Here is a 24,939-nt window from a genome sequence, read left to right as displayed (position 1 = left end):
CACGCTTCATGGCCTGAAACCGGCCCGCCAAACTAAAAAAGGCCCGCACACTGCGGGCCTTTCTCATGGGGCAGGCGACGGGGTCAGAACGTTTCCCAATCGCCTTCCTCGGCGGCCGGTGCCGGAGCCGGGCGCGGCGCGACGGCCGGGGTCGGCTTCGTCGGTACAGGGGCAGTTCGGGGCGCCGTAGCGGCCTTGGTGGGGAGCGGCGCGGCCTTCTTGGCCGCAGTCGCCGGAGCTGACGGCGCGGGTCGCGGCACGGCGGGGGCCTGGGCTGGCCTGATTGCAGGCTTGGGTGCCGGCGTGGGTGCGGGGCGCGCTGTGTTGCTGCGTTGCGCATCGCCAGCGCCGGCCACGCGGAACACGGCCACGGCGTCGATCAGCTTGTGGGCCTGTTCCTTCAGGCTCTCTGCCGCGGCGGCAGACTCTTCCACCAGCGCGGCGTTCTGCTGCGTCATCTGGTCCAGTTGCACGACGGAGGTGTTGACCGAGGCGATGCCTTCGCTCTGCTCGGTGGCGGCCGAGCTGATCTCGCCCATGATGTCCTGCACGCGCTGCACGCTGGTGACGATCTCGCCCATTGCCGTGCCGGCGGTCTGCACGAGGCGCGCGCCGTTCTCGACACGCTCGACGCTGTTGCCGATCAAGGTCTTGATCTCCTTGGCGGCTTCGGCGCTGCGGCCTGCCAGCGAGCGCACCTCGCTGGCCACCACGGCGAAGCCTCGACCCTGCTCGCCCGCCCGGGCTGCTTCCACAGCGGCATTCAACGCCAGGATGTTGGTCTGGAAGGCAATGCCGTCGATGGTGCCGATGATGTCTGCGATCTTCTGACTGGCTGCATTGATGTCGTTCATGGTGGTGACGACCTGGCCGACCACCTCACCGCCTCGCGTGGCGGCGGACACGGCGGATTGCACCAGTTGGTCGGCCGTGCGCGCGGAGTCGGCCGTCTGGCGCACGGTGCCGGTCAGCTCGCTCATGGAGGAAGCCGCGTTCTGCAGGTTGCTGGCGGTCTGCTCGGTGCGCTGGCTCAGGTCCAGGTTGCCGGTAGCGATCTCGGTGCTGGCGGTGCCGATGCTGTCCACCGACAGGCGCACGGTGCCGATGGTCTCCGAGAGGCGTTGGCGCATGCGTTCCGCGTCCTGGATCAGCGTGCCGATCTCGTCGTGCCGCGTGCTGCTCACCGTTTGCGTGAGGTCACCCTCGGCAATGGCGCCGACGGCCTGCTGCAGCGTGCGCAGCGGCCGCGCGACCCAGCGCTGCATCATCCACAGGAGCCCGAAGCCCAGCGCCAGCGTCGTCAGCACCAGCGCGCCCCAGAAGAAGCGCAGCGTCGAGCGGCCGACGGCTTCCGTCTCCTCGCGGGACAGCTGGGCGATGACCCAGTAGCCGGTCTTGGTGTTCTTGCTGGCGAAGGCGAAGTTGTCCTTCAGGCCGTTGCCCAGCACGTCCGGTGCATCGTCGATGAGGACGGTGTTCTCTTTCTGCTCGGCGAGTACCTTCTCGAAGCCCGGAGCCACCTCGGACAGCAGCTTGCCCTTGGCGCTGGGATGGGCGGCGAGGGTGGCCTTGGTCGGGTCCTTGGGCACGGCGACGATGTAGGTGCCGCCGTGCTCGAAGAAGCGGGCGCTGGCAGCCATGCGGCTCATGGCCGCCTCGAAGGCTTCGAGGTCGTAGCCGACGAACAGGATGCCGATCACCTTGCCGGCGGCGCTCTTGATCGGCTCGTAATGCGTCATGTAGGCGCGCCCGAACAGCAGGGCGCGGCCGGTGAAGGACTTGCCCTCGGTGATGGCCGCATAGGCCGCACCCTGGCGGTCCAGCAGCGTGCCCATGGCCCGCGCGCCCTTCTCGTTCTTCAGCGATGTGGTGATGCGCTCGAAATCCGTGCCCTTGGCCGCGAAGACGGTAGCGACGCCGCCGTTGACCTCGGTGAACTGGTCTACCTGCGAGAAGTTGCCGTTGATCTTGACGCTGCCACTGCGCAGCTCGCCCGTGGCCTCGTCCAGCGTGAAGCCGCCGTCGAAGGCATGTTTGAAGGAGCCGAAGGTGCGGCGCGTCTGCGTTGCCGCGACTTCGTCCATGGCCTGCATGGCGTCGGTGAGGGTGGCGGTCTTGTCCTGCACCCAGTTCTGTACCTGGGCGTGGGACGAACGTTCAAGCAACGAGCCGACGATGAGGCTGACGATGAGCAGGATGACTGCGACTGCGATGGCGCCCGACAGTGACACCTGTCGTGCAATCGATTGAATCGGTTGGCGCATTAGGTCCACCTCTTGAATTTGTGTTGATGGACGACGCAGCGCGGGCTGCGGTCGTCTGCCTGGCATGTGGAAGGAGCAAAGAAGACCTGACGGGCCAGGGCCGCAGGGTGCTCCGACGCGTCAGGTCTTCTGTCTTTCCCGGCGCTGGGCGCTGGTTGGGTGGTTGGGCCGCCGAAGCTTGCCGCGCTCAGGCGGCGATGGCGGCGTCCATGAGGCCCATCTCGGCGCTGCTCATCAGCCCCTCGATGTCCATCAGGATCAGCATGCGTTCACCCACCGAGCCGATGCCGGTGATGAAGCTGGTGTCGACCGACGCGGCGCTGAGCTCGGGCGCGGGCTTGATCGCGTCGCGGCTGAGTTCCAGCACGTCGGAGACCGAGTCGACGACGGCGCCGACGACGCGGTTCTTGACGTTCAGAACGATGACGACCGTGAAGCTGTTGTACTCGGCCGTCGGGCAACCCAGCTTGAGGCGCAGGTCGACGATGGGGACGATGACGCCGCGCAGGTTGACCACGCCCTTGATGAAGTCGGGCGCGTTGGCGATGCGGGTGGGTTGCTCATAGGAGCGGATTTCCTGCACCTTCAGGATGTCGATGCCGTATTCCTCCGAGCCGAGCCGGAAGGTCAGGTATTCGCCACTCTTGGGGCCGTGGGACTGGGCCGTGACGGCGCCTTGCTGGCGCAGGGCGGGAACGTTGCTGGCTTCCATCGGGACCTCTCCTTGTTTGTGATGGGTTCAGTGGCGCGAACGGCGCACCAGGCTGCCGACATCAAGAATCAGCGCCACGCGGCCGTCACCCATGATGGTGGCGCCCGACACGTCGTTGACCTTGCGGTAGTTGGCCTCGAGGTTCTTCACAACCACCTGCTGCTGGCCGAGCAGCTCGTCCACCAGCAGTGCGACGCGGCCGCCCTCGGCCTCCACGACGACCATGATGGAGCTGACGTGCTCGAAGTCGAAGCGGGGCACGTCGAATACCTTTTCCAGCTCGATGACGGGCATGTACTCGTCACGCACCTCCACGACGCGGCCGGAGCCCGCCACGGTCTTGATGGTGTCGGACTGCACCTGGAAGGATTCCACGACGCTGGACAGCGGCAGGATGTAGCACTCGTCACCGACGCCCACGCTCATGCCGTCCATGATGGCGAGTGTGAGCGGCAGGCGCACCGACACCTTCATGCCATAGCCCTCGGCGGAGTCGATCTCGACCGTGCCACCCAGCGAGGTGATGTTCTTCTTGACCACGTCCATGCCCACGCCGCGGCCGGACACGTCCGTCACCTGCTCGGCGGTGGAGAAACCCGGCGCGAAGATCAGGTTCCAGCATTCGGCGTCGGTCATGGTGTCCGGCGCATCGATGCCCTTCTCGCGGGCCTTCTTGATGAGCTTCTCGCGGTTCAGACCGCGGCCGTCGTCGCGCACCTCGATGACGATGCTGCCGCCCTGATGCGAGGCCACCAGCGTGATCGTGCCTTGCTCGGACTTGCCCCGGGCGAGCCGGTCCTCCGGCATCTCGATGCCGTGGTCGCAGCTGTTGCGCACCAGGTGTGTCAGCGGGTCGGTGATCTTCTCGACCAGGCTCTTGTCCAGTTCGGTGGCTTCACCTTGCGTGACCAGCTCGACCTTCTTGCCGAGCTTGGCGGCCAGGTCGCGCAGCATGCGCGGGAAGCGGTTGAACACGGTCGACATCGGAATCATCCGGATCGACATGACGGACTCTTGCAGGTCGCGCGTGTTGCGTTCCAGGTCGGCCAGGCCCGAGGTCAGCTGCTGGTAGAGGCCGGGATCGAGCTCACGGCTGTTCTGCGCCAGCATGGCCTGGGTGATGACGAGCTCGCCGACGAGGTTGATGAGCTGGTCCACCTTCTCGATGGAGACGCGCAGCGTCGTCTGGTCGAGGCCGCCGCCGGCGGGTTTGGCGTCGGTCTTGGCGGGCGTGGCCGGGCGAGCCGGCACGATGGCCGCCGTGGGTGCGGGCGCGGCAGCTGCGGCCGGTGCGGCTTCGGCGGCCGGGGCGTGGGGCACGCCGGGCGCGTCGTCGAAGAAGCCGTAGCCTGGGTCGGAGGACGGGGCTTCGGCTGGCGGGGCACCAGGCGCGCCGTCGTAGAAGCCGAAGCCGGTGCTCAACGGCATCAGCTTGACCTGCTCACGCGCCACGTGGAAGGTGAAGAGGTCCAGCAGGTCGTTGTCCGAGGAACTCGTGAGCACCTTGAAGCGCCGCATGCCGTCCGAGCTTTGCCCGGCGTCCAGCGGTTCGATGGTGCCGAGATCGGTGATTTCCTTGAACAGTTCGACCAGGTTGTCGGCGATGCTTGGGTCGGGCAGGGGGCCGACCTGCAATTCCAGCAGACGTGTGCCGGGCTTGCCGGCGGCGGCCGGCGCGGCGGCGGGCTGAGCCGGTGCCGGCGCCGCAGCGGCCTTGGGGGCTGCGACGGGCGCGGCGACCGGTGCTGGCGCGCTGCCGCCTTCAACGAAGCTCTTGATGCTGACGAGCAGGTCCGTCGTGTCGAACGGGTCGGCGCCGGAGCCCTGGTGGCGGCCCAGCTGCGCGCGCAGCGCGTCGCCGGACTGCAGCAGCACGTCCACCATGGCCGCGTTCGGCTGGAGTTCGTGGCGACGCAGCTTGTCCAGCAGCGTCTCCATCTGGTGGGTCAGCTCGGCGACGTCGGAAAAGCCGAAGGTCGCTGCGCCGCCCTTGATGGAGTGCGCGCAGCGGAAGATGGCGTTCAGCTCTTCGTCGTCGGCCTCCTCGACGTTCACATTGAGCAGCAGCTGCTCCATGTTGTCGAGGTTCTCGCCGGCTTCCTCGAAGAAGACCTGATAGAACTGGCTGAGGTCGATGCCAGCACTGATGCTGGCGCCTTCGGTGGTCATGTCACCCATGGCTGGTACTCCCGTCGAACGGACTTCAGCGGATGACCTTGCCGATCACCTCGATCAGCTTGGCCGGATCGAAGGGCTTGACCAGCCAGCCGGTGGCGCCCGCGGCGCGGCCGGCCTGCTTCATCGTGTCGCTGGACTCGGTGGTCAGGATCAGGATGGGCGTGGTCTTGAATTTCGGGTTCTCGCGCAGCTTCTTGGTGAGGCTGATGCCGTCCATGCGAGGCATGTTCTGGTCGGTCAGCACGAGATCGAAGTCTCGCGTGCCGGACTTTTCCCAGGCGTCCTGCCCGTCCACTGCTTCCACCACGTTGAAGCCGGCGTTCTTGAGCGTGAAGGCCACCATCTGGCGCATCGAGGCCGAATCGTCGACAGCAAGGATTGAGTGCATTTGAATTTTCTCCGAGAGAACGTGTTGCCTGGGGGGCTGGGTAGATTCAGAAAAGTTCGATGGAACCGGCGTCCATCTCGTCCTGCGTGACCGGGTTGGGGCGCAGCGGCGCGATCTCGACAACGGCGGCGCCGTCTTCGTCATCCATGCCGAAGGTGTCGCGGGCCAACTGGTCAGCGCAGTTGCGCAGGCGTTGGCTGGTGTGGGCGATCAACTGCGTCGCCATGTCCTGGAACTGCAGTGCGGTGACCGCGCCGGCGATGTCCTGCATGATCTGTTTGAGACCGGCGGAGGCAGGCGTGCCATCACTGCTGCTGAGCAGCGTCATGGCCTCGTTGGACGCGCTGAAGAAGTGGGTCGACAAGGCTTCGCCAGCGTCGTCGAGCAGGCGCTGCAGGCGTTCCAGGTCGTTTGTCACCGTCATCAGGTGATCCTGCAGTTCCGCAGCCGCCAGCAGCGACATGGTGGACATGTCGCCGTCGAGTTCTGCAGTGGAGCTGTCTATTTGCATCGTGTCTCCGAGAGGGGATGCTGCTTCTTGTCCCATGGCCCTTTGAAATCGATGGGGGGCGAATCAATCATTGCATGTTCGGGCCATTTTCGTCAGGTGTCGACCGGCAGATGTTGCGAGAACGAGCGGTATTACCGGTCTGGCGGCGTTGAGCGTGGCGCCCTCGCGGCCCTGGGGCGCTCCTGGGGGCCGCCCAGGGGCGCGGCATACTGCGGTCCCATGACGACTTCTGGTGTGGAGCAGGCCGGCCGGATCCTGCGCGTGCTGCATGTCGAGGATTCCGACCTCGACCACCAACTCATCCGCGCCCAGCTGACGCGTGCGGGGCTGACGCTGGAGATGGAGCGGCTGGACTCGCTGCCCGCGGTGTTGGCGGCACTGGGCCAGCGCTGGGATGCCGTCGTGTCGGACTACAACCTGCCAGGCTTCACTGGACTGGAGGTGCTGGAGGCCGTCAAGGTGCGGCAATTGCTGACGCCTTTCCTGCTGGTCTCCGGTGAAATCGGGGAGGACGCGGCCGTCGCGGCCATGCGCAACGGCGCCTCGGACTATCTGCTCAAGAACAACCTCGCGCGGTTGGCGCCCGCGCTGCTCAACGCCATCGATGCGGCCGACAGCGAGCGCGCCCGTCAGGCGGCAGACGACGAATTGCTGCGTTCCAAGCAGCGTCTGCATGAGCTGGCGGGCCATCTGCAGACCAGCGTGGAGCTGGAGCGGGCGGCCATTGCGCGCGAGATCCATGACGACGTGGGCGGGTCGTTGACGGCCCTGAAGTTTGACCTCGCCTGGATCGATCGTCACGCGCAGGAGCCCGCGGTGCGCCAGCGCGTGGCGGCGGCGCTCGAGACGGTCAGCTCGGCCATCGAGGCGAGCCAGCGCATCATGCACAACCTGCGGCCGGCCATCCTGGAGCAGGGCCTGGTGGCTGCGCTGCAGTGGATGACGGCGCGCTTCGAGCGCCGCACGGGCATCGAGGCGGCGCTGCGTATCGGTGAGGAGCGCCTGGCGCTGCCGGCCGGGGTGCCGCTGGTGGCCTACCGCACTGCGCAGGAGGCATTGACCAATGTTTCCAAGCATGCCGGGGCGACGCGGGTGGACATCGAGCTCAGCCTGGACTCCGGCGTGCTGACGCTGGAGATCCGCGACAACGGCCGGGGCGTCGAGGCCGGGGACCTGGCCAAGGAGCGCTCCTTCGGCCTCCGTGGTCTGCACGAGCGCGCGGCGACCGTCGGCGGCTGGGTGGACCTGTCCAGCACGCCGGGCCGCGGCACCAGCCTCATCCTGACCGTGCCGCTCGCGGCCGAAGCCATCGAGGCGCTGGACGATGCCACCGGCTTCGGTGACGACCATGGCAACTCCATCTGGGGGCGTCTGTGATCCGTGTGATTCTCTGTGACGACCACGGCCTGATCCGCCGCGGCATCCGCGACACGCTGGCCGACGCGAACGACATCGAGGTCGTCGGCGAGGCCGGCGACTACACCGAACTGCGCGGTCTACTGCACACGCTGGGCAAGGACAACCCCTGCGACGTGCTGGTGCTGGACATCAACATGCCCGGCCGCTCGGGCCTGGACGTGCTGCATGTGCTCAAGGACGAGGGCTCGACGCTGCGCACGCTGATCGTGTCGATGTACCCGGAAGACCAGTACGCCATCCGTGCGCTCAAGGCCGGCGCCTACGGCTATGTCAACAAAGGCGGCGACCCGGCCACGCTGGTGCAGGCCGTGCGCACGGTGGCCCAGGGCCGCAAGTACGTGACGCCGGAGATCGCGCAGATGCTGGTCGAGAGCCTCACGGCGCCGGTCACCGAGCAGGCCCACCACAAGCTGTCCGACCGCGAGCTGCAGACGCTGGTGATGATCGCCTCGGGCAAGCGGCTGTCGGACATCGCCGAGGAGCTGATGCTCAGCCCCAAGACCGTCAGCGTCTACCGCGCGCGCATGCTCGAAAAGCTCGGGCTGACGAACAACTCCGAGCTGACCGTCTACGCCATCCGCAACGGCCTGGTGGCCAGCTGACGCCGCGCCGGGCGCGGCTGCGCCCGCCCGTTCTCCCGTTCATCGGCCGTGCTGTCGATTCGCTCCCGTGGGCTGCCTTTCATCGAAAGCCCTATGGTTTGTCAGCGCTGTCTACGCACAATCACCCCCGGTTCCTAACCGCATGACAACTTCGGGAGCTTGTCATCGATACCGGATTGCTGAAAGAGCTGCGCATCGACGGCGCGCAGCGTGACGACCATGACGGCGGGCCGCCGAAATGGCTCTGGGGCGTGGTGGCCGGCGCGGCCGTGCTGGCCCTGGCGTGCGGGGCTGCGTGGTGGTTCATCACTGCCAGCAAGCCGGTCGCCGTGGAGACGACCACGGTGCGCGCCAACGGGCAGGGGGCGCGCAGCGACGCGGTACTGCAGGCCACGGGTTATGTGACGGCGCGGCGCATGGCCACCGTGTCGGCGCAGATCACCGGCACGTTGACCGAGGTGCTCATCGACGAGGGCTTCAAGGTCAGGAAGGGGCAGGTGCTGGCGCGGCTGGACGACACGGGTCTGAAGGCCGCGCGGGCCGCTGCCGAGGCCCAGGTGCGTTCCGCTCAGGCCAGCCAGGGGCAGGTGCGGGCCCAGCTCGCGCAGGCCCAGGCCGACGCCCGGCGCCAGGCCGAGCTGGCCGCCACCGGCATGACGACGCGCCAGAACCACGAGCAGACGGCCACGGCGGTCAAGACCTATGCCGCGCAGCTGGAGGCCTCGCAGCGCCAGGTGGAAGCGGCGCAGGCCCAGCTCAAGCAGGCGCAGGTCAACTTCGACTACGCCACCGTGCGGGCGCCGTTCGATGGCGTCGTCACGGCCAGGGCCGCCCAGGTGGGCGAAATCATCTCGCCGCTGTCCGCGGGCGGCGGCTTCACGCGCACCGGCGTGGGCACGATCGTCGACATGGACTCGCTGGAGGTGAACGTCGACGTCAACGAGGCCTACATCGCGCAGGTCAAGGCCGACATGCCCTGCGAAGCGGTGCTGGACGCCTACCCGGACTGGCGCATTCCGGCCCATGTGGTGGCCGTCATCCCCAGCGCCGACCGTGGCAAGGCCACCGTCAAGGTGCGGGTGGCGATGGACCAGAAGGACGAGCGTGTCGTGCCCGACATGGGCGTGCGGGTGAGCTTCCTGGCGGCCAAGCCGCGCGCGGAGGCGAAGCCGCTGCCGGGCGTGCTGCTGCCGCCGGAGGCGGTCGTCGAGCGCGACGGGGGGCAGGTCGTGTTCGTCGTCAGTGACGGCCGCGCAGAGCAGCGCAGCGTCAAGCTGGGCGCTGACGTCGGCAAGGTCAAGCTGGCCATCGAAGGGGTAAAGGCAGGCGAGACGGTCGTCCTGTCGCCGCCTGCGGAGCTGAAGCAGGGTTCAACCATCGCAAGCAAGGAATGAGCATGAGCGCTTTGATCGAGGTCCGTGACCTGTCCAAGGTCTACACGCGCGGCAAGCAGACCGTGGAGGTGCTGCATCACATCGATCTCGATGTGCAGCAGGGCGACTTCCTCGCGCTGATGGGCCCGTCGGGTTCCGGCAAGACGACGCTGCTGAACCTGATGGGCGGGCTGGACGCGCCCACCGGCGGCGCCATCAGCGTGGGGGGCGAGCGCATCGACAAGCTCTCCGGCGGCGCGTTGGCGAAGTGGCGGGCGTCGCGCGTCGGCTTCGTGTTCCAGTTCTACAACCTCATGCCCACGCTGTCGGCGCAGAAGAACGTGGAGCTGCCGCTGCTGCTGACCAAGCTGTCGGCCGGCGAGCGCCGCAAGCGGGCGGCCATCGCGCTGCAGCTCGTCGGCCTGGCCGATCGCGCCTCGCACAAGCCGACCGAGCTGTCGGGCGGCCAGCAGCAGCGGGTCTCCATCGCGCGGGCCATCGTGTCCGACCCGACGCTGCTGGTCTGCGACGAGCCCACCGGCGACCTGGACCGGCAATCGGCCGAAGACGTGCTGACGCTGCTGCAGGCGCTCAACCGCGACCATGGCAAGACCATCGTCATGGTCACCCACGACCCGCGCGCCGCTGCCCGCGCCAGCCGCACGCTGCACCTGGACAAGGGCACGCTGGTCACGCAAGCCGAGGCCATGGCGGTGGCGTGAGGAGACGGCCATGAAATACCTCCATCTCATCTGGGCGGCGCTGTTCCGGCGCAAGCTGCGGACCTTTCTGACGCTGGTGTCCATCATCACGGCCTTCCTGCTGTTCGGGCTGCTGGACGCGGTGCGCGTCGGCTTCGACCAGGCAGGCAAAAGCGCGAACGGCGCACAGCGGCTGCAGACGGGCGCCAAGCTCAGCTTCATCCAGCTGCTGCCGATGTCGCTGGGCGCGCGCATCGGGCAGATCGACGGCGTCAAGGACGTGGCCTTCGCCAACTGGTTTGGCGGCGCCTACCAAAAGCCCGAGAACGCCGTGTTCAGCTTCGCGGTCTCGCCCAACTACCTCGACGTCTACCCGGAGATGCTGGTGTCGCCCGAGCATCGCAAGGCCTTTGCCGAGGTCAAGGATGGCGCCCTCGTCGGCGAGGGCCTGGCCAGGAAGTTCGGCTGGAAGGTGGGTGACCAGGTGCCCATGCAGTCCACCATCTTCCCCGATCGCAACGGCAGCCAGAACTGGCCGTTCAAGATCGTCGGGATCATCAAGGCGGCCGACAAGAAGAGCGGCGCCTGGTATGAACAGATGTTCCTGCTGAACTGGAAGTACTTCGACGACACCACGCCGTGGAACCAGGGCCAGGTGGGCTGGTATGTGACGCGCGTGAAGGACGTCGGCCAGGCCGACCGCGTGCTCAAGGCCATCGACGAAATCTCCGCCAACTCCGACCACGAGACGCGCACGCTGACGGAGCAGGCCGCCATGTCGGCCTGGATGCGCCAGCTGGCCGACATCAACCTCATCGTCACCTCCATCATGGGCGCCGTGTTCTTCACGCTGCTGCTGCTGGCCGGCAACACGATGATGCAGGCGGTGCGCGAGCGCACCGGCGAGATTGCGGTGCTCAAGACGCTGGGCTTCTCCGGCGGGAGTGTGCTGGCCATGGTGCTGGCCGAGTCCGTGCTGCTGCTGCTCATCGGCGGTGTCGTGGGGTTGCTGCTGGCCAGCGTCATCGGCCCGGCGGTCAGTGCGGGCAGTGGTGGTGCGCTGAACCTGCCGGCGGCCGGCCTGGCGAGCTGGATGACCGGTGCGGGGCTGTCGCTGCTGTTCGGCCTGGCTGTCGGCGCGCTGCCGGCGCTGCGCGCGATGCGCGTGAACATCACCGATGCACTGGCCGGGAGGGCATGACATGAAACCCCCACGTTCACTTCGTTCTCTGCCCCCCGAGGGGGCGCAGGCCTCCCTTGGGGCGGCCCGGCGGGAGGCCTGACCATGAAATTCCTGAAGAACTTCGGCCTCGTGCTGCTGCTGGCCGCCGTGCTCGTGGCATGGGTGGCCATGCCTTGGTACGGCGCACTGGCCGTGGCCGTGTTGTTGGCGCTGTGGATGCTGCTGTTCCGCAGCGGTGCGCAGACGCGCTCCGTCGCGGCGGTAGGCATCAGCACGCTGACGCAGCGCATGGGGTCGTCTGCCGTCATCGTGGTGGGCATTGCCGGCGTCGTGGGTGTGCTGGTGGCGCTGCTGGCCATGGCCGAGGGCTATGCGCGCACGCAGCGCAATGCCGGCAGCCTGGACACCGCCATCGTGCTGCGCGGCGCCTCGGCCAACGAGGTGTCGTCGGCGCTGAGCCGCGAAGACATCGTGCAGATCGAGCAGGCGCCCGGCGTGGCGCGCAATGCCAAGGGCGAGGCCATCGTTTCGGCCGAGACCGTGGTGGCCGCGAACCTCCCGGTGCGTGGCAGCCCCACGGGTGACTCCGGCAGCGCCCAGGTGCGCGGCATCAGCGAAGCCGCCTTCACCGTGCGGCCCAATGCCCGGATCATCGAAGGCCGGACCTTCCAGCCCGGGCTGCGCGAGATCATCGTGGGCAAGGGCGCGGTGCGGCAGTTCGACGGCCTCAAGCTCGGCGCCACGCTGAAGCTGGGCAACCAGCCGTGGACCATCGTCGGCATCTTCGCGTCGGGCGACGCGATGGACTCGGAGCTCTGGGCCGATGCCAACGTCGTCAACGACACCTACAAGCGCGGCAGCGGCCGCAACTCGGCCACCGTCAAGCTCGAGAACGCCGCGGCCATCAAGGCCTTCAGCGAGTCGCTGGAGAACAACCCGGCGCTCAAGGTCAAGGCCAGCACGACGCTGGAGTTCTTCACCAAGCAGTCCGAAAAGATGACGCAGATGCTGCGCGCCATCGGCATCACGGTGGGCGCCATCATGGCCGTGGGTGCGGTGTTCGGCGCGCTCAACACGATGTTCGCCGCCGTCGCGAGCCGCGCCCGTGAGATCGCCACGCTGCGCGCCATCGGCTTTCGCGGCCTGCCGGTGGTCGTGGCGGTGATGCTGGAGACGACGCTGCTGGCGCTGATCGGCGGCCTGGTCGGCGGCGCGCTCGCCTGGTTGATCTTCAACGGTTTCGAGGCGTCGACGATGTCGGCCGGGGCGGTCGGCAAGCTGAGCTTCAGCCTGGCGGTGTCGCCGCAGCTGCTGTGGGAAGGCATCAAGTGGGCGCTCGCCATCGGCTTCATCGGCGGCCTGTTCCCGGCGGTGCGAGCGGCGTCGTTGCCGGTGACGACGGCATTGCGGGAGGCTTGAGGGTTCGGCGATGGTGGTGGCTTGAGGCTGGTTGCTGCTTTTTGCAGCAGCCCCACGAAGCGGTGCACTCGACCCGGAGCGGCCTTCGAGACAGCCTGATGCGCCGCCACAAGGCGGTCAACGGGGAGCTGCAGTGAACTGCAGCCGACCTGCCCATGACGGTCGGGGATGCCTTGGCGACGACTGACTTGACGCGTTGCATCGCGCCGGGATTTCGCCCCGGCGGGCGACCTACTTTCTTGTGCGCACAAGAAAGTAGGCAAAGAAAGCGCCCCCGACCGCACCGCCCGCAGCAAAGCTGCGGGTTCCCTGCGCTGCTCAGGCCTTGAGGGCCCGTGCGGAACTCCCTCCGCTACGCTCCGGTCAGACAGCCGCACGGAGTCAGTTCACGAAGTGCGCTTCGCGCACGCCCTCAAGGCCTTGCGCTGCTCGGCGGCGCTAAAGGGGGCAAGGCGAATACCTCGCGGCAGCCGGCTTCGGGGCTTGGCCGTTCCGGGGTTCCCCTTTGGATGAGCCGAGAAGCGCAGCGAGGGGCGACGGAACAGGGGCGCGTTCTTTGCCTACTTCGTTGCGCGTGCAAGGTAAGCGCGCGGTGAAGGCATCTTGACCAAAGGGGCCACCATAATTTGAGCCCATGGACATGCCGCGCTTTCGGACGTTAAGGCAATACCAGGATGCCTGGGCGGGAGCCAGAGCTAGCTTTGCAGCGGCGCTGCTCACATCCGCGAGTTGGGCTCACGGTCACTTGCCACCGGCAATGCCTCCGCAGCCCGCCACTTCGGCCTGCAATTCCACCCGGTCATTTTGCGTCGTGTCAGACCCAGTTTCTCAACTGACTATCGTGACTCGTCCTGATGCTCGTACGGTTGTCTGGACGGTGCCTGTCTACCTCTCCAACGTTCTTGTCTCCAGCGATGGCAACACGCTTGCCAGCTTCGCGCCGCAAAGTGTCCGCGGCTCTGCGAGGACGCCGTTCCTCACCGTCTACCGGTTCGGAGGGATCACCGAGACAGTCAACTTTGGGAGCCTTTACCCGAACCTTCAAGATGCGCCTAGCGTCGAGCATCAGTTGTCCTGGGGTGAGCAGCTGTCCACATCGGACAATGACCTCGTCGTCGTTCGATCGGTGCGCGGGGCGTTGTTCCGCTACAGCTTGAACATAAAAGGCCCGCTGGTCCTTCCGTAGGGCGCGATGGCCACTGGCACAGATATTCGAGCAGCGTCACGGATCGCCGCAGCTTCTTCGCGACTGAATCGACCTTCGCTTGCATGTCCTCGAGCATCGTTGTGGTTTGCAACGAATCTACTCGGCCCCGAACAGCTGGGTACTGTGGCTAACCAGGGGCATGGCCGCTGCGGATCGGTCGACTGGCACGAAGCTGCAATCCTTCAGGTGGGCAAGAGAAGCGCTGCCCAGCATGCGGCTGTGCAGCTCGCTCCTCCGTCAGTCCGCCAGCCCGTCCCCCGTTGGCGAGCGCCGCGCCATCAGCCGCTTCCTCACCGCGTGGATGTTGTTGCGCAGCGCGTAGAGCTCGTCGGCATAGGACAGCGGCACGGCGATGCGGTGGGTGACGCGGTCGAGTTCGTCCAGTTCGTCGAGCAGCGCGTCGCGCTCGCCGGTGCCGGTTTCGAGCTTGGCTTCCACGTCGCGCAGCCGCGCATACCAGCGGAACACGCGTGAGCGCACGCGGAAGGTGTAGAGCGGCGGGACCACGCGTGACAGCGGCAGCATCAGCACCAGCAGGCCGCCCACCACCAGCCACATGCGCTCCAGCAGGTTGCCCGCCCAGAAGGGCAGGTAGCGGGACCAGGCCGGCGGCGTGCCGTTGATGGCGCGGTCGCCCTCTGCGCTGACGGGCAGTTCGCTGGTGCGGGTGTTGGGGAAGTCGCGCGCACCGTTGAACCAGCCGGCTTCGCTGTGCTGGCCCAGGGCTGCCTGCGCGAACAGTTGGCGCAGTGCCGGGTGGGTCTGCTCGCGTGCCAGCAGCGCGGTGGTGGTGGCCAGCAGAGGTACGTCGTGCGGTGGCAGGTCGGCCGCCAGGTCCACCACGCCGCGCGGCAGCGTCACGGTGGAGAGGAAGGGCAGGTGGCGCGAATAGGCCTCGTTCTGCTCGAAGGGCATCAGCGCGATGGCCGGGTCTTGCAGCAGCGCGCGGATCAGGCCGGCCTGTGGCGCCGAGATCAGCACGGCGGCGTCCAGTTTGCGTTGGCGCAGCGCCGCGCCGGCTTCGTCCGGCGCCAGGTTGGACAGCCGCAGGTCGCTGGCCTTGAGCTGGTTCAGCGCCAGCAGCTTCTCGGCGATCTGGGGGACGCCGCTGCCGTCCTGGTCGACATTGACGCGCAGGCCGCGCAGCTGTGTCAGGCGCTGCAGTTCGCCGCCGGGCTGGCGGCGGGCGATGGCGAGATCGCGGCGGTAGAAGACCCAGATGGGTTCGTAGAACAGGCTGCCCAGCGAGACGATGCCGGCCTCCGTGTCGGCGGCCGGGTCGGCCATGCCGCCGCGCACGAAGCCCACGTCGGCTGCGCCCGCGCGCAGCAGGGCGAGGTCGTCTTGCGCGCCTTCGGTGGCCAGCAACTGCACCTGGATGCGCTCGCGCGCCAACGCCTTGGCATAGCCGTCGCCGAAGCCGGCGTAGGCGCTGCCGGCCGGGCCGGTGGCCAGCCGCACCTGGCTGGGCGGTTGAGGGTCCAGCCACCAGTAGGCGGCCACGAGCAGGCCGCCACCGAGCAGCAGCAGCGGGCCCATGGAGACCATCATGTCGCGCGCCGTCTGCAGCAGCAGGCGCAGGCGGTGCGCGGCTTGGCGAGCCTGAGGTGGCGTCATGGCTGGCCGCCTTGCGCGGGCAGGGGAGGTGGGGTGCACGGGAGCGTGGTGCCGATGCGTTGCATGGGCTGGGTCTTGGCCGGTGGAGGAGCCGGCGATCGTATGCGAGGCCTGCGGCGCGGCCAGGCGCCAGCCCAACGCCGCCAGCGGCCGCTGCAGCGCCTCGGTGAACGGCGGCTGCCTCTGCGGCGGCGCCGATCAGGCCCTAAAAGCTGCCGGGGCCGGCCTGGCCACCTTCCGCAGTCGCGGCAGCGGTGATGGCGAGCACGAACTCCACGCGGCCGTCGCGGTAGGCGTAGGTCACGTCTCCTCCCATCGCGGTCGCAATGCGCTTCGTGATGTAGAGGCCCAACCCGAGCCCGGAGCGATTGGTGGCGGCGCGCCCGATGCGCTTGAGCGGGTCGAAAAGCGTTGCGAGCAGTTCGGCCGGGATGGGGCTGGCCACATTGCTCACCGCAAATCGCAGCTGGCTGCCCGCCTGCTCTAGCGTGACGTTGACGGTCGTGCCGACCGCCGCATGGTGGCGGGCGTTGCTGAGCAGGTTGCCCATCGCCTGGGACAGGCGGGAGCTGTCGGTGCGGCAGGGGAGGCTGGCCGGCGTCTCCACCTGGAAATCCACACCGGGGTGGCTGAACCGGGACTCCTCCACCAGGTCCCGCACGATGGCACAGATGTCGGCGTCAGCCTCCTGCCCCACGAGTGGCAGGCCGGCTTCTGCGCGGCTGAAGTCGAGCACCTGGGCGATCAGCCGCTGCATGCGGCCGGAGGAGCGATCGATGCGGTCACCGAGCTTGCGGCTGCCTTCGTCGCGCTGGAGCAGCGTCGCCGACAGGCGGATGGCGTGCAGCGGGTCGCGCAGGTCATGCCCGAGGATGGCCAGCAGGTGGCGCCGCGCCTCCTCGGCATCCAGGTGCATGGCGGCCACGGCCCGCGACAGCTCGGTGCGGATGGTGTTGGCAATCTCCAGCGTGACCGCCAGCCACGGCCGGGCAACGCCCGACACCTGCTCCTGCCACTCGTTGAAGCTGCCCCTGGGCGAAAGCCTGGGCCCGTTGGGCCCCTGGCCATAGACCTTGGTCGGCTCGCCGGCCCAGCGCACCGTGGCAAGCTGCTCCTTGCGCATGACGAGCATCCGGCCGCCTGCGGCGGGGTCGAAGTCGATCGGCAGCATGCCGACCCAGGCGCCCAGCACCTCTTGCAGCGTGGCCGGCCACTCATCGCGGCGAGTGACGGGATGGCCCAGATGATCAGGCTGCGCGAAATGTTGCGCGATGCGAACGGCCAGGTCATGCGGCACGTCGCCGGTGGCCACCATCTTGCCGCGATGCGTCAGGATCAGCCCGTCCGCCCGCAGCACGCGGCGGAATTCCTGTTCAGACCTGAGCAGATAGAGGATGGGGTCGTCCGCTTGCGCAAACTCCGCGCCCAGGCGGCTCGTGAGGCTGGCCGCGTCGCGATGCCGTGCGGCCAGTTCCTCGGCCAGCAGCGCCTGCAGGCGTGAGGTGACGAAGCTCGCCACCATGTCGCAGGATTCGCGCACGGCCAGCGGCACCTGCAGTGCGTCGTTGTGGTGGCAGGCAAACATGCCCCACAACTCACCGTTGAGCACGATGGAAACGCTCATGGAGGCGCCGACCCCCATGTTCTTGAGGTACTCGATGTGGATGGGCGACACGCTGCGCAAGGCAGCGCCCGACAGGTCCAGTGGAGCGGCCGCCGCGTGGCCGATCAGCGCGACGGGGGCGTAGCCGACGTCCGAGATGAAGCGCAGCGTGTTGCGCACGTACAGCGCGCGGGCCTGGGCCGGGATGTCGGAGCCGGGGAACCGCATGCCGAGGAACGAATCGGCCCGGTCGGACTTGGACTGGGCGACGACATCGCCGCTCAGGTCGGGCTGGAACACATAACCCAGCACCCGGTCGAAGCCGGTCCAGGCGCGGATCTCGTCGCAGCAGATCTGCAGCAGCGTCGGGATGTCTTTCTGGACCTTGATCTTGTTGAACAGCCGTGACGTCGCGTAGGGGTCGCGGACGCTGCTCAGCGAGCGCTCGAACTCGATGAGAACCTGACCGTCGAATCGATGCACGGCACGCGACCATTCCACGCCCGCCGGATCGACGACCAGGTCGGTGACAGGTTCGCCCTCGGCGACGTCGTCGAAGTCGGGATCCAGCTGGGCGAGCCAGCATGCCGGCCCTGTCAGCGTGGCGATCGAGCAGCCCAGCTGGGCGTCCAGGCCGGTCAGGCGGGACAGGTTGGCGGAGAACCAGCTGGCGCGACCGTCTTGGAACGCGATCAACGCCCCATGGGGCTGTATGGCCCCGGGGATGTGGATCGGCTCGCTGGCGCAATTGTCCAAACCCAAATCCTTGATCTCACCCATCATGAGTCAAACCTGAAACTATCCGCCCCGTTGGCCATTGATCTTCTTGTGTCGGTTCTGTGCAGGCCCCTGCGCGGGATGCTTGGCGGCATGAGCCGTGTGCAGCGCCATCTCCTGCGCGCCCTGCGTGCGGCACCGGAATTCCCGGTTCGCTGGTCGTTCGGCCATCATCCAGGCCGATGACCGAACAGCTAGTCTAGTGGGTACCCGTGACAGCCCGTCTGCCCTGAGCAGCCAACGCCACGCTGTGGGTGTTCCGGGCTTGCCCCAATTGCGACGCCTGGCGTGGCGTCAGTCGGTGGCCGGGCCGATCAGTTCCTCGACGAGCTCCAGCAGGCGCACCATCGGGAATGGCTTGCGCAGAAACCGGTGGTAGTCGGCCGTGTCGCGGCCGACGAGCTCCTCGGGTAGGCCGCTGTTGAGGATGATCTTGGTGGCGGAAAAGCGAGGGTCCGCATGCAGGGCCTGGACGAAATCGGCCCCGTTCATCACCGGCATCATGAAGTCCGCGATGACGAGGTCCGGCACGTGCGCCTGGGCCTGGGCCAACCCGGCGGCACCGTTTGCGGAATAGGTTGCGGCATAACCTTCCTCGCAAAGGAGCTGGCTGACTATCTCGGCCGTGCCGATTTCGTCATCAACAACCAGAATCGTCTTCACGCTGCGCTTCGTAATGCGTTACTTCGTCGACCCCGCACCGCCATCGGCTCTTGTCTCCGGTGCAGGGGCGGCCATCGGGATGACATCGCCAGCGGCAGCCAGCAAATCGCATACCCGCAGGCCGGTTGCGCCGATCTGCAGGCGTCGCAGTTCAGCGTGATGGTCGGTGTCGCGCATCTTGATGATGGTCAGCAGCCGCTCCACCTGCGCCTCGTCATGCACGAACCGCAGGAAGAACAGGTTGTCGACCAGGCCCGACACGCCCCACGGCATTGAAACGACGCTCGCCAGCGCGTCCCGCGTCTCCAGCGTCATGAACGTCGTGACTTGGCGGCTGCGCAGTTCGGCGACGAGGCTGGAGAAGTAGCGGTTGATGCGCTCGGGGTAGATCGCCGCGTCCAGAAAGCCCGACAGGCCATCGATGACCAGCCGCCGCGCGCCGGTTCTGTCCACGGCCGCGAGCAGTCGGTCGCCGATCTCGTCGAGCATGAATTCGCCGGGTGTCTGCCACATCAGCTCCAGGCAGCCGGCGGCTTCCAGGGCTTCCAGCGGCTGACCGATGGAGCGGGCCTTGGCGCGCAGGCGGTCTGGGGCCTCGAAGAAGCCCAGGTGCAGGCCAGGCTCCGCTGCCGACGACGCTGCGATGAAGTGAATGCCCATCGTCGTCTTGCCCGTGCCCGTAGAGCCCAGCGCCACGGTGGCGCTGGCCGCCGGAATGCCGCCGATCGCGAGCAGCTGATCCAGGCTGGGCACGCCGCTGGTAACGGCGCGGCGTCCCTGAACCGGCACGGACTGGCCGCCGTACAGCGTCTCGATCCTCGGGAACACGCTGATCCCCGTCTGGTCGATGCGCATCGCATGCTTGCCGCGCAGGGGCCCGGCGCCGCGGAATTTTTTGATCTGGATCGAACGCTCGGTCCTGACGTCGAAGAGCTTGTCCTCCACCTCGATGATGCCGTCGACCATGGTGTGCTCGGCGGCCATGCGCTGTGTGTAGCCGCTCGTCAGCAGCAGCACCGTGCATTCGTGGAGTTCGGCGATGCCTTGCAACTCGTGCACGAACTTCTTCAGCTCCAGGTCTGTGGATGCGGCCTCTTCGGCGGTGACCAGCCCGTCGAGCACCAGGATGCCGCGCCCGGGCTTCATCTCGCGGCGCAGGATGGACATCAGGCCTTTGAGCCCGCCGGTCTCCAGCTCATGGAACGCGCTGATGTAGGAGAGGCCGCTGGGCAGCGCATTGACATCGAAGAACGTCAGCGTCGACAGGTGCTGGATCATCCGCGAATGGGACTCGGCCAGCAGCGTGACGTAGATGGCCTTGCCGCCTTCCTTCACGTGGCTGTAGCAGATCTGGTTGGCCAAGATCGTCTTCCCGCACCCGGGCAGTCCCTGGATCATGTAGACGCCGGACTGGAAGAGTCCGCCGCCCAGGATGCGATCTAGGCCCGGAATGCCGGTTCGCAAACGGGCAACGGAGGCGACCTGATGACTGACGTTGGTCATGGTTCAGTTGATTGAAGGATTTCGCGACGACGGCGACGAGCGGGGCCGGCGGGATCTTATCCAGCGCTGAGGCCCGAACCGGTTGATTCAGCGGGCGCACATCCCGCACGAACGGCTGAACCGAACGGTGCCAGCCCGGATATTTCGCGAGGCCGGCCCCCGCCGACCTGCAACACCGATGAACACGGCGATCTCGCCGTTCAAGGTGATATCCACTTTGGCTTCAGGGGCCTACGCGGGCTTGCGCGGCGCCAGGCTTGTCGGCTGCACCTCAACTCCTCGCCAATGCCTGCGGGCATTGGCTGCGGCCGTCTCGGCGCATCCCCCGGCGCCTGGCATCCGCGCAATTCCCGCGTACCTCGCGACATATCCGGGTTAGCCGAATGCCGCCAGCAGCCGCTCCAGCGCCACGGTGAACGGCGTCTGCATCAGCGGCAGCGTGGCCACCATGCCGATCAGGCCGACGCTGACCGTCAGCGGGAAGCCGACCGAGAACACGCCGATTTGCGGCGCCACGCGGGAGATGACGCCCAGGACGAGGTTGACGAACATCAGCATCGTGATGAGCGGCAGCGCGATCCACAGGCCGATGTTGAAGATCTCGGCTCCCCATTGCTGGGGTTTTGCGATCCGCAGGAAGGCGAAGGGTTCGTCGCCGACGGGAAAGGCATGGAAGCTCTGGATCAGCGCGTTGATGAGCAGCAGGTGGCCGTTGATGGCGATGAACAGAAAGGCCACCATGCTGCCGAAGAAGCGCGCGCTGGCCGTGCCCTGGGCGCCGGAGCTGGGGTCGAAGAAGCCGGCGAAGTTCAGGCCCATCTGCAGGCCGATCAGCTCACCGGCGAACTCCAGCGCGGCGAACACGATGCGCACCGCGAAGCCCATGGACAGGCCGATCAGCAGTTGCTGGGCGATCAGCAGCGTGAGGGCGGGCAGCGAGTCCAGCGGCGTGGGCGGGATGTCCGGCAGCGAGGGCTGCGCCGCGACGGCGATGAACAGGCTCAGGCCGATGCGCAGCCGCAGCGGCACGTTGCGCTGGCTGAACGTGGGCATGCCCGCGAACAGCGCCAGTGTGCGGATGAAGGGCCAGAGCAGCGGGTTCAGCCAGGCGAGGAGTTGGGGTTCGGTGACGGTGAACATGGGCGCTCAGGTGCTCCGTTGTGGGCTGCCTTCGCGCAGAGCCTGTTCGCTCGGTGCATTGCCGGGAGTCCCGCCCGGCAGCGGGGTAACTTTCTTCTGCGGGGCCAGAAGAAAGTCACCAAAGAAGAGGCCCTGAACCGCATGCGAGCGGTACGCCGCCATGAGCGGCGCGCGAAAACATCCACCGGTATTGCGGGCAGACGCGAGCCGCTGCGCTCTCGCTGCTGTCCTTGTGAAGAGCGCCATGGCGCGCCACTTCACGCCGCCTAACGCCGGCTGCACGCCGGGCTTTCCAGTGCATGCAAATACGGCGTCGCTGGGGCGACGCTCCGGCGGATGCTGCGCCATGATCGCGTCGCCCGAGCGACGCTGCATTTGGATTTTTCGTGAGCACGGCGTGCAGCCGCGCGTTAGGCGGCCCGCTGTTGCGATGAGTGGCGTGGGTGACAAGGACAGCAGCGAGAGCGCAGCGGCTCGCGTCTGCACACTCGCCCAGAGTCTGTTGCGCGGCGCAACTCGTGCATGTGGTGCTGGTATGCGGTTCAGCGCCTCTCTTTTGGTGACTTTTCTCTGGCGCAGCAGAGAAAAGTTACCCGCCCGCCGGGGCGGACTCCCGGCAACACGGCGCCGAGTTGAGAGGCGCTTCGCGAAAGCATCCAAGCTCTCACCCCACCACAGACGGAATCGTCATCAACGTTCGCTGGATGTACTCCACCAGCGTCGTCAGCATCCACGGCCCCGCCACCGCCAAGGTCAGCACGGCGGCGACGACCTTGGGCACGAAGGACAGCGTGGCCTCGTTGATCTGCGTGGCGGCCTGGATCACGCTGATGACCACGCCGACGAGCAGCACGACGATGAGGATGGGAGCGGCCACCAGCATCAGCATGTAGAGGCCTTGCTGGCCGAAGGTGAAGACTTGTTGGGCGTCCATGTCTCTGATCCGTTGGGTGCGGCGCTGCGCGCGCCGATCGATGGGCGGGTTGGGCTTTTGAAGCCGTCAGGTCACGAAGCTGGCCGCGAGCGAGCCGAGCAGCAGGTTCCAGCCGTCGGCCAGCACGAACAGCATCAGCTTGAACGGCAACGAGACGAGCACCGGCGACAGCATCATCATCCCCAGGCTCATCAACACGCTGGCCACGATCATGTCGATGACGAGGAAGGGGATGAAGATCAGGAAGGCGATCTGGAAAGCGCTCTTGAGCTCGCTGGTCACGAACGCCGGCACCAGGACCTTGAAGGGCACGTCCTCGGGCTTGATGCTGTTGTCGAGCTTGGCCAGGCGCGCGAAGAGGGCCACGTCGGCCTGGCGCGTCTGCTTGAGCATGAAGCCGCGCATCGGCACCTCGGCGCGCTTGAGGGCTTCGTCGAACTGGATCTGCCCGGCGCTGTAGGGCTGCCAGGCGTCGGCATAGACCTTGTCGAGCGTCGGGCTCATGACGAAGAAGGTCAGGAACAGCGACAGGCCCACAATGACCTGGTTGGGCGGCGCGGCCTGCGTGCCCAGCGCCTGGCGCATCAGGCTCAGCACGATGGCAATGCGCGTGAAGGCCGTCATCATCAGGATGACCGCGGGCAGGAAGCCCAGCGCCGTGAAGAACAGCAGCGTCTGGATGGGCACCGAGTAACTGCTGCCACCGCCGCCCTGGCCGACCAGCAGCGGCAGCGTGGCGGGCGGTGTCTGGCCTTGCGCGAAGGCGGCACTGCCGGCGGCGAGCAGCAGCGCGAACGTCAGCAATTTACGCATTGCCGCGCTCCTTGCTCAGCAGCTTGGCGAAGGACGCCGGCGGCACCGGCTCGGCCTGCGGGGGCATGACGTGCAGCGTCGTGATGTTCTGCGCCGTGGCGCCCAGCACGAGCCAGCGCCGGTCATCGCCCTGGCCCACCTCCACGACGAGCAGGCGCTGGTTGGGCGCCGTGGGCAGCTGGGCCACGACGCGCAGCACGCCGGCCGCTGCCGCACCGCCCATGGGCGTGCGCTTGAGCAGCCACAGCGCGACCGGGATCAGCGCGACGATCGCGAGGAACCAGAGGAAGGGGAGCAGGCCGGGTGCATTCATGCCTCGGCATTCTGCGGACCGACTTGAGCCGTCGAACGCGCTAAATGGCCGGACAAATCCGCCGTTGTCCAGCGATCGCCGCTTCGAGCTGCGGTGACATCCAGCGGGCGCCAGCGGCGCGCCGTTGCGTTGCGGCGAAGCGCCTTGGAGGGGCGAGGGTGGGCTTGTTACGCCGATTTGCTGAGGCGGCGCATGCGTTCGGACGGCGTGACGATGTCCGTTAGCCGGATGCCGAACTTGTCGTTCACGACGACCACTTCACCCTGGGCGATCAGGTAGCCGTTGACGAGCACGTCCATCGGCTCGCCGGCCAGCGCGTCGAGCTCCACCACCGAGCCTTGGGCGAGCTGCAGGATGTTCTTGATCGGGATGCGCGTGCGGCCGAGTTCAACCGTGAGCTGGACGGGGATGTCCAGGATCATGTTGATGTCGCCCGCCGGGCCGCCCGCCGTCGTGGGCGCGAAGTTGGCGAAGCTGGGTGTCGAGACCTGCTCCGGCGGGGCTACCACTTCAGATGCGACAGACGGCGCCGGCGCGGCCTCGGCCAGCGCCGCGGCCCATTCCGCCGCCATCGCGTCCTGTTCTTCTTGGCTGGGTGAATCAGGTGTCATGTTTGGCTCCCAGCCAGCCCTCTTGCGGGCCGGTCAGCATCTTGTCGATCTTGAGGGCGTATTTGCCGTTGGAAGTGCCGTAGTGGCATTCGAAGACGGGCACGCCGTCCACCTTGGTCTGGATCAGCGGGTCCAGGTCCAGCTCGATGAAGTCGCCTGGCTTGAAGGCCAGCAGTTGCTCCACCGTGGCCGGCGCGGTGCCCAGCTCGGCGATCAGCTCGACTTCGGCGGCCTGGATCTGCGTCTTCATCAGGTTGATCCAGCGCCGGTCGGGCTCGGCGGAGTCGCCCACCGTCGTCGAATACAGCACGTCGCGGATGGGTTCCAGCGTCGAGTAGGGGATGCAGAAATAGATCGTGCCGCTGGTCTCGCCGATCTCCAGCGTGAACGAGGTCGACACGACGATCTCGCTGGGCGTGGCGATGTTGGCGAACTGCGGCTGCATCTCCGAGCGCTGGTACTCCAGCTCCAGCGGGTAGATGCCTTTCCAGGCCTTGTGGTACTCCTGCAGGATGACTTCGACGATGCGCGTGATGACGCGCTGCTCGGTGGGCGAGAAGTCGCGGCCCTCGATGCGGGCGTGGAACTTGCCGATGCCGCCGAACAGCGAGTCGATGACGGCGAACACCAGCGTCGGGTCGCAGACGATGAGCCCGCTGCCGCGCAGCGGCTTCACCGACACGATGTTGAAGTTCGTCGGCACGACGATCTCGCGCAGGAAGGCGCTGTACTTCTGCACCTTGATGCCGCCGATGGCGACTTCCGGGCTCTTGCGGATGAAGTTGAACAGGCCCACGCGGATGTTGCGCGCGAACCGCTCGTTGATGATCTCCATCGTGGGCATGCGCCCACGGACGATGCGTTCCTGGCTCGCGAGGTTGTACTCGCGAATGCCACCAACCTGCTCCTCCTCGGCCTCGAGCTTCTGGCTCTCGCCGGTGATGCCCTGGAGCAGTGCATCGACTTCGTCTTGGGAAAGGATCTGCTGGTTCATGGCTGAACCTCAAC

The 24,939-nt window shown here is 67.1% G+C and carries 23 protein-coding genes; 7 read left to right on the top strand and 16 right to left on the bottom strand.

Translation table 11 applies throughout. The features are described 5' to 3' along the window. Window positions 1-83 precede the first annotated feature (83 nt). The 5 genes from ACG00X_RS07820 to ACG00X_RS07800 form a co-directional block, all read right to left on the bottom strand. Window positions 84-2,264, bottom strand: a complete 2,181-nt coding sequence (locus ACG00X_RS07820; RefSeq protein WP_394487514.1) for a methyl-accepting chemotaxis protein — start codon at window positions 2,262-2,264, stop codon at window positions 84-86. A 187-nt stretch (window positions 2,265-2,451) separates the two neighbouring features. Further along, complete coding sequence (locus ACG00X_RS07815; RefSeq protein ID WP_394487513.1) at window positions 2,452-2,976, bottom strand: chemotaxis protein CheW; 525 nt, start codon at window positions 2,974-2,976, stop codon at window positions 2,452-2,454. Between the two features lie 27 nt (window positions 2,977-3,003). Next, window positions 3,004-5,154, bottom strand: coding sequence for a chemotaxis protein CheA (locus ACG00X_RS07810; protein ID WP_394487512.1), 2,151 nt, complete (start codon window positions 5,152-5,154; stop codon window positions 3,004-3,006). A gap of 25 nt (window positions 5,155-5,179) precedes the next feature. Next, entirely contained in the window at window positions 5,180-5,542 is a 363-nt protein-coding gene (locus ACG00X_RS07805) for a response regulator (protein ID WP_394410235.1), read from the bottom strand. A 46-nt stretch (window positions 5,543-5,588) separates the two neighbouring features. After that, window positions 5,589-6,053 (bottom strand): hypothetical protein, encoded by a 465-nt coding sequence (locus ACG00X_RS07800; RefSeq protein ID WP_394487511.1) that lies wholly within the window; start codon window positions 6,051-6,053, stop codon window positions 5,589-5,591. A 219-nt stretch (window positions 6,054-6,272) separates the two neighbouring features. On the opposite strand from ACG00X_RS07800, the gene ACG00X_RS07795 reads away from it, so the two are divergent. The 7 genes from ACG00X_RS07795 to ACG00X_RS07765 all read left to right on the top strand — a co-directional run bounded on the left by ACG00X_RS07795 (window position 6,273) and on the right by ACG00X_RS07765 (window position 13,936). Further along, window positions 6,273-7,430: a hybrid sensor histidine kinase/response regulator gene (locus ACG00X_RS07795; RefSeq protein WP_394487510.1), complete on the top strand. Its 1,158-nt coding sequence runs from the start codon at window positions 6,273-6,275 to the stop codon at window positions 7,428-7,430. Beyond that, the gene (locus ACG00X_RS07790; protein ID WP_394487509.1) at window positions 7,427-8,074 is read left to right on the top strand and encodes a response regulator; all 648 of its coding nucleotides are present in this window, start codon (window positions 7,427-7,429) and stop codon (window positions 8,072-8,074) included. Before ACG00X_RS07795 ends, ACG00X_RS07790 begins: the two co-directional genes overlap by 4 nt. A 176-nt stretch (window positions 8,075-8,250) precedes the next feature. Further along, window positions 8,251-9,468 (top strand): efflux RND transporter periplasmic adaptor subunit, encoded by a 1,218-nt coding sequence (locus ACG00X_RS07785; RefSeq protein WP_394487508.1) that lies wholly within the window; start codon window positions 8,251-8,253, stop codon window positions 9,466-9,468. Next, entirely contained in the window at window positions 9,465-10,169 is a 705-nt protein-coding gene (locus ACG00X_RS07780; RefSeq protein WP_394487507.1) for an ABC transporter ATP-binding protein, read from the top strand. The genes ACG00X_RS07785 and ACG00X_RS07780 overlap by 4 nt, the downstream gene beginning before the upstream one ends. Window positions 10,170-10,179: 10 nt before the next feature. Beyond that, window positions 10,180-11,349, top strand: coding sequence for an ABC transporter permease (locus tag ACG00X_RS07775; protein ID WP_394487506.1), 1,170 nt, complete (start codon window positions 10,180-10,182; stop codon window positions 11,347-11,349). Between the two features lie 84 nt (window positions 11,350-11,433). Then, window positions 11,434-12,750, top strand: coding sequence for an ABC transporter permease (locus tag ACG00X_RS07770; RefSeq protein WP_394487505.1), 1,317 nt, complete (start codon window positions 11,434-11,436; stop codon window positions 12,748-12,750). Window positions 12,751-13,384: 634 nt separating this feature from the next. After that, the gene (locus ACG00X_RS07765) at window positions 13,385-13,936 is read left to right on the top strand and encodes a hypothetical protein (protein WP_394487504.1); all 552 of its coding nucleotides are present in this window, start codon (window positions 13,385-13,387) and stop codon (window positions 13,934-13,936) included. A gap of 258 nt (window positions 13,937-14,194) precedes the next feature. Here ACG00X_RS07765 and ACG00X_RS07760 read toward each other — a convergent pair whose 3' ends face one another. The 11 genes from ACG00X_RS07760 to fliM form a co-directional block, all read right to left on the bottom strand. Beyond that, entirely contained in the window at window positions 14,195-15,574 is a 1,380-nt protein-coding gene (locus ACG00X_RS07760; RefSeq protein WP_394487503.1) for a TAXI family TRAP transporter solute-binding subunit, read from the bottom strand. 205 nt (window positions 15,575-15,779) lie between these two features. Continuing rightward, window positions 15,780-17,957 carry an ATP-binding protein gene (locus tag ACG00X_RS07755; protein ID WP_394487775.1) on the bottom strand — a complete coding sequence of 726 codons (2,178 nt, stop codon included), beginning with the start codon at window positions 17,955-17,957 and terminating at the stop codon, window positions 15,780-15,782. A gap of 291 nt (window positions 17,958-18,248) precedes the next feature. Continuing rightward, the gene (locus ACG00X_RS07750; protein WP_394487502.1) at window positions 18,249-18,617 is read right to left on the bottom strand and encodes a response regulator; all 369 of its coding nucleotides are present in this window, start codon (window positions 18,615-18,617) and stop codon (window positions 18,249-18,251) included. Window positions 18,618-18,635: 18 nt separating this feature from the next. Further along, the gene (locus tag ACG00X_RS07745; RefSeq protein WP_394487501.1) at window positions 18,636-20,120 is read right to left on the bottom strand and encodes an RAD55 family ATPase; all 1,485 of its coding nucleotides are present in this window, start codon (window positions 20,118-20,120) and stop codon (window positions 18,636-18,638) included. A gap of 375 nt (window positions 20,121-20,495) precedes the next feature. Next, a complete protein-coding gene (fliR, locus tag ACG00X_RS07740) occupies window positions 20,496-21,260 on the bottom strand; it encodes a flagellar biosynthetic protein FliR (protein WP_394487500.1) in 765 nt (254 codons plus the stop codon). A gap of 6 nt (window positions 21,261-21,266) precedes the next feature. Beyond that, window positions 21,267-21,635: a hypothetical protein gene (locus ACG00X_RS07735; RefSeq protein ID WP_394487499.1), complete on the bottom strand. Its 369-nt coding sequence runs from the start codon at window positions 21,633-21,635 to the stop codon at window positions 21,267-21,269. A gap of 289 nt (window positions 21,636-21,924) precedes the next feature. Beyond that, a complete protein-coding gene (fliQ, locus tag ACG00X_RS07730) occupies window positions 21,925-22,194 on the bottom strand; it encodes a flagellar biosynthesis protein FliQ (RefSeq protein ID WP_394487498.1) in 270 nt (89 codons plus the stop codon). A gap of 66 nt (window positions 22,195-22,260) precedes the next feature. Then, entirely contained in the window at window positions 22,261-23,007 is a 747-nt protein-coding gene (fliP, locus tag ACG00X_RS07725; RefSeq protein ID WP_394487497.1) for a flagellar type III secretion system pore protein FliP, read from the bottom strand. Next, window positions 23,000-23,320: a FliO/MopB family protein gene (locus ACG00X_RS07720; protein ID WP_394487496.1), complete on the bottom strand. Its 321-nt coding sequence runs from the start codon at window positions 23,318-23,320 to the stop codon at window positions 23,000-23,002. The genes fliP and ACG00X_RS07720 overlap by 8 nt, the downstream gene beginning before the upstream one ends. A gap of 167 nt (window positions 23,321-23,487) precedes the next feature. Further along, window positions 23,488-23,931 (bottom strand): flagellar motor switch protein FliN, encoded by a 444-nt coding sequence (gene fliN, locus ACG00X_RS07715; protein ID WP_394487495.1) that lies wholly within the window; start codon window positions 23,929-23,931, stop codon window positions 23,488-23,490. After that, on the bottom strand, window positions 23,921-24,925 hold the full coding sequence (gene fliM, locus ACG00X_RS07710) for a flagellar motor switch protein FliM (RefSeq protein ID WP_394487494.1): 1,005 nt from the start codon (window positions 24,923-24,925) through the stop codon (window positions 23,921-23,923). Before fliM ends, fliN begins: the two co-directional genes overlap by 11 nt. Window positions 24,926-24,939: the final 14 nt, after the last annotated feature.

The organism is Pelomonas nitida (assembly GCF_043555975.1).
Taxonomy (GTDB): domain Bacteria; phylum Pseudomonadota; class Gammaproteobacteria; order Burkholderiales; family Burkholderiaceae_C; genus Pelomonas; species Pelomonas nitida.
The sequence above is the reverse complement of the archived record's forward strand: the minus strand, read 5'-3'. Positions and strand labels throughout refer to the sequence as shown.